We start from the raw sequence: 7,651 nt of genomic DNA, 5'->3' as shown, positions 1-7,651 counted from the left end.
CTGTTCCCTGTTCCCTGTTCCCTTGTCATAACGACAATTTTTAACGCCAACCTACTTATATATTCCGCAACACAGACCAACTACTAGCAATAGGCATTCTCCAACCAGTCCCAAAAGCGCGGTCAGTGATTTTTAAACCTGGTGCAGCTTGTCTGCGTTTAAATTCCGCACGAGATAATAACTGTAATACCTTATCTACAACTACCGGGTCATGACCTGCGATAACAATTTCTGCCGCTGATTGATGTTGATGCAGCAAACGGTCGAGAATATCATCTAAAATATCATAGGCTGGTAGAGAATCTTGGTCAACTTGACCCGGTTTAAGTTCCGCACTGGGCGCTTTTGTAAGAATATTTACGGGAATAACCTCTTTTTGATGATGAGAATTTAACCATTGACAAAGGGAATAAATGCGAGTTTTGGGAACATCTGCAATCACAGATAAACCCCCATTCATGTCACCATAAAGGGTACAATAACCAACGGACATTTCTGATTTATTGCCAGTAGATAAAAGCAAATAACCGAACTTATTAGAAATTGCCATTAATAAATTACCACGAATGCGAGATTGGAGATTTTCTTCTGCTATCCCAAATTCTGTACCCGCAAATAAATCATTTAAAGATTGATCAAAAGTTTGCATTAGTTCCCCAATAGGTAAAATCTCGGTTTGAATATCTAAATTTTCTGCTAATGCTAAAGCGTCACTAATAGAATGTTCTGAACTATAGGGAGAAGGCATTAAAATACCAATTACATTTTCTTTCCCTAATGCCGCAGTCGCAATAGCAGCAACTAAAGCAGAATCAACTCCCCCACTTAACCCTAATAAGACTTTAGAAAAACGACATTTATGAACATAATCTTTAACTCCTAAAACCAAAGCGTCCCAAATTTCCGCTTCTTCAGATTCATAAACAGGGGAAATATTACCTAATACTAAATCTTGTTGATTTGCATCAAATTCAACAGTGATAAAATCAGATACAAAACCCTCACCACCAGCGATAATTTCTCCTTGTTTATTAACAGCAAAACTGCGACCATCAAAAATCAAATCATCATTTCCGCCAACTTGATTGGTATAAATAATTGGTTTTTGGAAACTAATAGCACTATGTTTTAACATTGCTTCCCTCAAATTTTGCTTACCAACAGTATAGGGTGAAGCGGATAAATTAACAATTAAATCTACCCCTAAATCAGCTAAATCATTAATTGGATTAATTGGATAACTGCGCTTACCCCAAAATTCCTCATCATTCCATAAATCTTCACAAATTGTCACGCCAATTTTCAGATGATCTACTATCAGATAATTTACTTCTAGTCCATGTTCAAAATAACGATGTTCATCAAAAACATCATAAGTTGGTAATAGTCTTTTATGAAAAAATTGCTGAATTTTGCCATTTTCTAATAAAGCCATACTATTAAATAAATTTTTCCCTCCAGTTATACGCGCTTGGGAATTTTTCACAACTGTTCCCACTAATACAGCTAAATTTGCAGGTAAATCTTCAGCCAATTTTTGTAATGTCTGATTCATTGCGACTACAAAACTAGGATTTAATAATAAATCTCTAGGAGGATAACCACAAATTGATAATTCAGGTGTTAATAATAAACGGACACCTGTTAATGATGCTTGTTGGGACATTTCCAGAATTTTTTGAGCATTTCCAGATAAGTCACCAACAAGAGGATTAATTTGAGCAATAGCGATTTTCATGATCATCAAAAAGGGAATAGGGAATAGATAAAATAAATCTCATTTTAGACTGCACAAAATCACAATCATCTGTATTTATCAGCGTTTACCAGCGTTAAGCGTTTAATCATTTCTACCTCCTTTCTTCATTAAATAAATACTAAAGGTTTATCTTTAAACGGTGCAAATGCTGCCTGATCAAATTTATATAAACTCGCAGGTCGTCCCGCACCCCGTGAGACCTTAATGCCAGTATCTGATAAAAAACCTAGTTTGAGTAACCGCGCTCGAAAATTAGAATAATCGGCAAAGTTTTCTCCTAAAACTGTGGTATATAGTTGATATAAATCGTTGAGGGTGAAGGTTTCTGGTAAGACTTCAAAAGCTACAGGACTATATTCTAATTTATTTTTTAATCTTCTATGTCCATAGGTAATAATTTCATGATGATCAAATGCTAATTGTGGCAATTTTTGCAGAGGATACCAGGCAATACCAGCGACTTTATCAGCAATTAATTCTGCTTCTTCAAATCGTACTAAGGCAAAGTAACTAACTGATAAATAACGGACTCCATGACTAGCAATTTCTTCTCTAGGTTCAAGTCTAGGACTGCTAAAAGTATAAAGCTGTTCTAAATAAAGATTATTTACTTTTATTTTCTCAGCCATGATACGATAGGCAGCATCTTCTAAAGATTCTCCTTGCCGAACTAAAGTAACGGGAAGACTCCAATGATTTAAAAATGGTTCTTGTTGTCCCATAACTAAAAGAACTAATAACTGATTTTGGGCAGTATTTACGGAAAAAATCACATTATCAACACCAACTTTAAAGTTAGCTAAAGGTTGTTGATTTATGGAGTTGAAAATCTTTTTTGGGTGATGTATTGGCATTTGTATAAATGCTGTTGATGAATATAGGCAACTACGGGAGGTGTGAGAGTATTAATATCTCCTTGTTCACGAAAAGCAGTAGAGGAAACATCTAAACCAATTAAATTAGCAATGGCAATTTTTGCCCCCATTTGTTTAACATTTTCTAAACTTGAATTATCTATGATATATCCTGGTCTGGGAATTATTAGTAGCTGCACTTGCTGTAATAAATCTTGAATATGATACCAGCGTGATAATTGATTTACTAAATCAGCACCAATTACTAAAGTATATTCAATATGTTCACCCCACTTTAATTTGGCTTTTTCTACGGTTTCTAAGGTTCTCCAACTGCTCAAATCTTGTTCTAAAGCAATATTTTTTCTAGAAACATTAATATCTTTAATTAACAATTCTAACATGACTGCACGATGAGATAAAGGCGTTTGTTGCGATTTTAGAGGATTATCCGCAGCCCAAACAGCTACCCAATCATAATGTTCAGATAACCATTTAAGAATTACTAAATGTCCCGCAGTCGGTGGATCAGCACTTGTACCAAATAAAGCAATTTTCATGATATTTTCAGGATGTTGCGAGAATGTCTCTTTAGTTTATGGTAATATTTACTATAAATAATGTCAAGCCCTAGTTAATGAATGGTGACAAATTCCCTAAAATCCTATGTTTACAAGGATAATTATCTATAATTTTACGAATAATTCACATTTCTTCATAGTAAAAACTATTATTTTCACCCCAAAATGCCTAATTATAAATTTTCGGTTACAATTAGGAGTAAATCAAAATCATGATTATAAAGTATTGCAAAGTTATTTGAAAAAATATTGTGTTAAGTATAGATATATGGAGAATAAGAGCAAATAAATAATGGCGGTATTATAATTTAGACATCGCAGATTAAAAAACTGAAAAAAAGGGGCTATAAGATTATGGCTATTTCCAGAATGCTTACTAATATGGCTCAGTTTATTTCTGAAGCCTTTATGCGGATTTTTACCCCTGCTAATGACGCTTATCCTGTGATTGGAGTGCAGCCTTTTACCGGTAATCTGTATAAGAGAGGTAGAGCGGCTTGGTAGCTTTTGATTTGATAAAAGTTACAATGTACGACGATCATCATTGATATTAACCAGGGTCGGGTATAATCTACCTTACCTTGGTTTTGCTGTATTTAAGGAGCAGGAGATCCCTGTCACCTGTTTTTCAGTATTTTCCTGTAATTACTAAAAAAATAGGACTTACGCAAGTGTCACAAAAGATGATCATATCATTTGTTTGTAGTCAGGGCTTTAGCCCTGATCTTGTTTATGTAGCGTCTCAAAGAGAGAACTAAAGTTCTCACTACAATCTATAATATTAGACCAGTTGCGTAATTTCTAAAAAAAACAAAGATTTTAGTAATTTCTGAATTTGTGTGTATATTATGTATTAAAACTTAGTTAAGCTCAAATAGAGCAAAACAATTGGCAATTTCAAAATACATCAGATCAGGTGAAATATGAAACTACAAAACTTTTTGGGAACAGCGGAAAAATGGGGATATGAAGCGATCGCTAATGATGTAGAATTATCTCGACAAATTCAAGTTCTATTAATTGGATTAGGGTTGCTAGAACCACCCGCAGATGGGAAATTTGGACCTGTTTCTACCACAGCACTGAAAGAATTTCAACAGTTATTAAACACTGGAGAACCTGAATTTCTAGGAGCAGTCACAGCTAAAAAGCTAATTGAAGCTAAAAAAGATGATTTACCAAAACCAGCATTAAAATTAGGTAATGACATAGCCAGCAAAATAGTTAAATATATGTTGGCAGAAAATTATCAAGTCTCCACCAATCCCAAAGAGTACAACATCGTTTATATAGAAGGAATAAATGGAGATTGGACTCTTAACAATGATGCAGCAAATGAATTTAATGATCAACGGATTGTTCTTGAAATCATAAATGGTGTTCCCAAAATTGTCAATAGTTGGCAAGCAACCACTGAACCAGGTAGCCACTATACTTATAGTCCAATGAATCCCAAAGGAGCAGCTAGGATTCAATTTGGACAGTACAAAGCTTGGAAAGTTGGATATCACGGTACTGCAAATCCCCACGAAGCATTAAGACAAGTTGGGGATATCACCGTTTGTAGAGACTTCAACAAAGATTTTAAACGGACTGGGGATGAACTTGATACAGGTGATGATTTTTATGTGAATCAACACTGGGGCTATGATGCTCCTGTTAATGACATCAAAAATGCCAGTGCGGGCTGTTTAGTGGGACGAAGAAAAGAAGGACATAAAGAGTTTATGGCTATCATTAAACAGGATCGCCGTTATGTAGCTAACAATGATTATATTTTCTACACAACCATTATTCCTGGAGATGATTTACTTAAAAGATTTCCTGGCTAATTAGTCAATTAACATCAATAAATCCCCAAATTAATCATTAATTATAAATTGGGGATTCAAAACCTGAAAATTACATTTCTCTTAACATTCCTTCCACTCTATTAACACTATCTAGATCATTGCTAAGACGATATAAACTTAAAGCTTTTCGTAAAGCGCTAGTTGCTTGGCTATTTTGACCCTTCTTTTTAAACATTCCTGCCATTAACTCATAAGTGCGGGGGTTATTTTGATTGAGTTCTAGTGCTTTTTGATATGCCCACATAGCAGATTCAAAATCGCCTAATATTGCCTGAGTAACGCCCAAACCTAAATAGGCGTTAATATTATTTCGATTAAGTTGTATCGAACGACGATAGGCTTCTTTAGCTCCACTAATATCCTTTGTAGCACTTTTAATGTACCCTACAGCATAATAAAAATCGCTGTTATTGGGATTAATAGCAATAGCCCGACGATAAGCACTTAAAGCTGAGGGAAAATTTCCTATTTGAGTATACAAGTAGCCAATACCAGCATGAATTCTCGCATTGCGGGGATCTAATTTTGCCGCTTGTTGATAAACAGCGATCGCTCCATTATAATCTTTATTATCTACAAGTCTTTTTCCGTCTTCTATCAAGCTTTTCAACTCTGCATTGTCAGCTTGTGCTAATAATAGATCAACTTTTGCCACTACAGGTGTGCTAGTGAAGAAACATCCCAATAATAAGACAGTTAAGACAAATGATGTTTTTTTGTACACAGTCAATTTCCCTAGATTTTCTTCAATTGTTCTTATTCATACATTAAAACAAAAATATTTATTTTTGTAATCTCTATTTATTCATATTTACATAATATATATTATTATATAATAATATTTTCTTAAATCACTTGACATTTTCGGCACTATAGCACTAGATTAATAATTTAACCCATCCGTACTCATAAATAATGTTTAAATAGATCTATGCTTTTAACTACTACTGATGTTATTCAAGGTGCTGTAATTCAGTCATACTTAGGTATTGTGACAGCAGAAGTTGTTTATGGTAGCAATTTCCTGCGGGACTTTTTAGCGAGTATTCGGGATATTGTCGGTGGCCGCACTGGTAGCTATGAGCGTCTCTTTGAAGAAGGACAACGCAAAGCGATGGAGGAATTAGAACAAAGGGCGCAACGCTTAGGCGCAGATGCAGTTGTTGGCATTGCAGTTGATACAGGCACAATTAATGTTGATCAATCTGGTGTTTTATTAGTAATTACGGCCACAGGAACAGCCGTAAAAATTCGTTAATATTTTGCTGATTTTGTAGCAAACATTTATTCATCTTTAAGTAATAAAATATTACTGAATCTACCACTTGAGAAATGCTTGATCAATTCCTTTTTCTCTTCTAATTTTAGCATCAGTTTCAAACCAGGTAATAATTTGCTTTGTCGTCAGTTCCTCAATAGAAACATCATATTCTTGAGCAATATGTTGTAAAATCCGCAAAGAGGAAATAGTCAATCTAGTTAAAAACTTCTCAGGAGAAGACAACAAAGCCGCGTCAACTTGAGCAGATTCTTCAGCAGATAAAAATTGGGTTGATGATTGATTAGGTGCGATATCCATAAAAATTCAAAATTCTGTTTAATCGAGAAGTTGCCTTTTTACCATTAAATCATATTATTGTACACCCTGAGCAATAAAAGCCCAGCAATAAGTAACTCAACTTTAAAAAACATAATACCCAGATTCCCGATTTCTTAATTTAATCAGGAAATTTGTGTTTTTAACCAACTCCGAAAATTTTTAATCATTGACACCTCACCCACTTGTAAACTAGAAGCTAAAAACTGAGGAATTTCTGTATTTAAAGGTAAATTTGCAAAGGTTGGTGAACCATTACAAGGAGTATATTTATCCTCAGATAAACTATAAATTTGCATCACAGGTTCATCATAACGCCAAACTTCAGGAACACCTAAAGCTAAATAAATCGGTAATTTATCAATAGAAGAACTAGCATAATCAACTTCTATGACTAAATCAGGTGGGGGATCTTGAGTTAAATCTAAACTTGTTTTATTTCTCATAATTGGTTCATTTTGAATATAGAAACTAGAATCAGGTTCTACACCTCTAGCTAAATCTTCTCTTTTACAAGTTAATGAACCAGTGCTTTTGACATTGATATTTAACTCTTCAACTAAAGTATCAATTATTTTTTCTATCAATCTTTTATTATGTTCATGGGGCATTAATGGAGTCATAATTTCTAAGATTCCCTGATTATAAGTAAACCTGTTATGGCGATCATCACCTGTTTCTAATAAAATTCGTTCAAAAGTATTCCAAGAAATATTATGGAGGATAACGCTATTGGTGTGAGTGTCGCTGTGAGTAGGTGCTAAAGTTACCATAGAAATTCACCTCGCAGTTTTAATTATTCTATTATATACTATAATCAATTTCAATTAGAGGAAATGATTGATAAAACGGAGTTAATAACAAAAGTTTGTCAATTTTTAATTTTGACTTATTAATATTCAGTAGGTTGGGTTGAGGAACGAAACCCAACACACTTTGCTATCCTACCGCAAATGTTGGGTTTCACTTCGTTCTACCCAACCTACAATAAATGTTACAGCACTTAT

At 34.2% G+C, this 7,651-nt stretch carries 9 protein-coding genes; 3 read left to right on the top strand and 6 right to left on the bottom strand.

The window, feature by feature from the left end:
- Positions 1 to 55: 55 nt before the first annotated feature.
- The 3 genes from ACIR131C_RS0103820 to ACIR131C_RS0103810 all read right to left on the bottom strand — a co-directional run bounded on the left by ACIR131C_RS0103820 (position 56) and on the right by ACIR131C_RS0103810 (position 3,173).
- Positions 56 to 1,738: an NAD+ synthase gene (locus tag ACIR131C_RS0103820; protein WP_028089122.1), complete on the bottom strand. Its 1,683-nt coding sequence runs from the start codon at positions 1,736 to 1,738 to the stop codon at positions 56 to 58.
- A 128-nt stretch (positions 1,739 to 1,866) separates the two neighbouring features.
- A complete protein-coding gene (locus ACIR131C_RS0103815; RefSeq protein WP_028089121.1) occupies positions 1,867 to 2,613 on the bottom strand; it encodes an NUDIX hydrolase in 747 nt (248 codons plus the stop codon).
- Positions 2,574 to 3,173: a nicotinate-nucleotide adenylyltransferase gene (locus ACIR131C_RS0103810; RefSeq protein WP_028089120.1), complete on the bottom strand. Its 600-nt coding sequence runs from the start codon at positions 3,171 to 3,173 to the stop codon at positions 2,574 to 2,576. The genes ACIR131C_RS0103815 and ACIR131C_RS0103810 overlap by 40 nt, the downstream gene beginning before the upstream one ends.
- Positions 3,174 to 3,548: 375 nt before the next feature.
- Here ACIR131C_RS0103810 and ACIR131C_RS0103805 point away from each other — a divergent pair, with 375 nt between their 5' ends.
- Together ACIR131C_RS0103805 and ACIR131C_RS0103800 are read left to right on the top strand one after the other, a co-directional pair.
- A complete protein-coding gene (locus ACIR131C_RS0103805; protein WP_028082505.1) occupies positions 3,549 to 3,698 on the top strand; it encodes a hypothetical protein in 150 nt (49 codons plus the stop codon).
- Between the two features lie 419 nt (positions 3,699 to 4,117).
- Positions 4,118 to 5,026 carry a peptidoglycan-binding domain-containing protein gene (locus tag ACIR131C_RS0103800; RefSeq protein WP_028089119.1) on the top strand — a complete coding sequence of 303 codons (909 nt, stop codon included), beginning with the start codon at positions 4,118 to 4,120 and terminating at the stop codon, positions 5,024 to 5,026.
- Positions 5,027 to 5,096: 70 nt separating this feature from the next.
- Here the strand turns inward: ACIR131C_RS0103800 and ACIR131C_RS0103795 are convergent, their stop codons facing one another.
- A complete protein-coding gene (locus ACIR131C_RS0103795) occupies positions 5,097 to 5,771 on the bottom strand; it encodes a tetratricopeptide repeat protein (RefSeq protein WP_028082503.1) in 675 nt (224 codons plus the stop codon).
- 207 nt (positions 5,772 to 5,978) lie between these two features.
- Here ACIR131C_RS0103795 and ACIR131C_RS0103790 point away from each other — a divergent pair, with 207 nt between their 5' ends.
- The gene (locus ACIR131C_RS0103790; protein ID WP_027402424.1) at positions 5,979 to 6,305 is read left to right on the top strand and encodes a YbjQ family protein; all 327 of its coding nucleotides are present in this window, start codon (positions 5,979 to 5,981) and stop codon (positions 6,303 to 6,305) included.
- A 60-nt stretch (positions 6,306 to 6,365) separates the two neighbouring features.
- On the opposite strand, the gene ACIR131C_RS0103785 is transcribed toward ACIR131C_RS0103790, so the two are convergent.
- Together ACIR131C_RS0103785 and ACIR131C_RS0103780 are read right to left on the bottom strand one after the other, a co-directional pair.
- Complete coding sequence (locus tag ACIR131C_RS0103785) at positions 6,366 to 6,626, bottom strand: hypothetical protein (protein ID WP_028082502.1); 261 nt, start codon at positions 6,624 to 6,626, stop codon at positions 6,366 to 6,368.
- A gap of 143 nt (positions 6,627 to 6,769) precedes the next feature.
- Positions 6,770 to 7,417 (bottom strand): Uma2 family endonuclease, encoded by a 648-nt coding sequence (locus tag ACIR131C_RS0103780; RefSeq protein ID WP_028089118.1) that lies wholly within the window; start codon positions 7,415 to 7,417, stop codon positions 6,770 to 6,772.
- Between the last annotated feature and the right edge of the window lie 234 nt (positions 7,418 to 7,651).

The sequence above is a fragment of the Dolichospermum circinale AWQC131C genome, from assembly GCF_000426905.1.
In the GTDB taxonomy this organism is placed as follows: domain Bacteria; phylum Cyanobacteriota; class Cyanobacteriia; order Cyanobacteriales; family Nostocaceae; genus Dolichospermum; species Dolichospermum circinale.
This window is presented reverse-complemented; position numbering and strand designations above follow the sequence as displayed.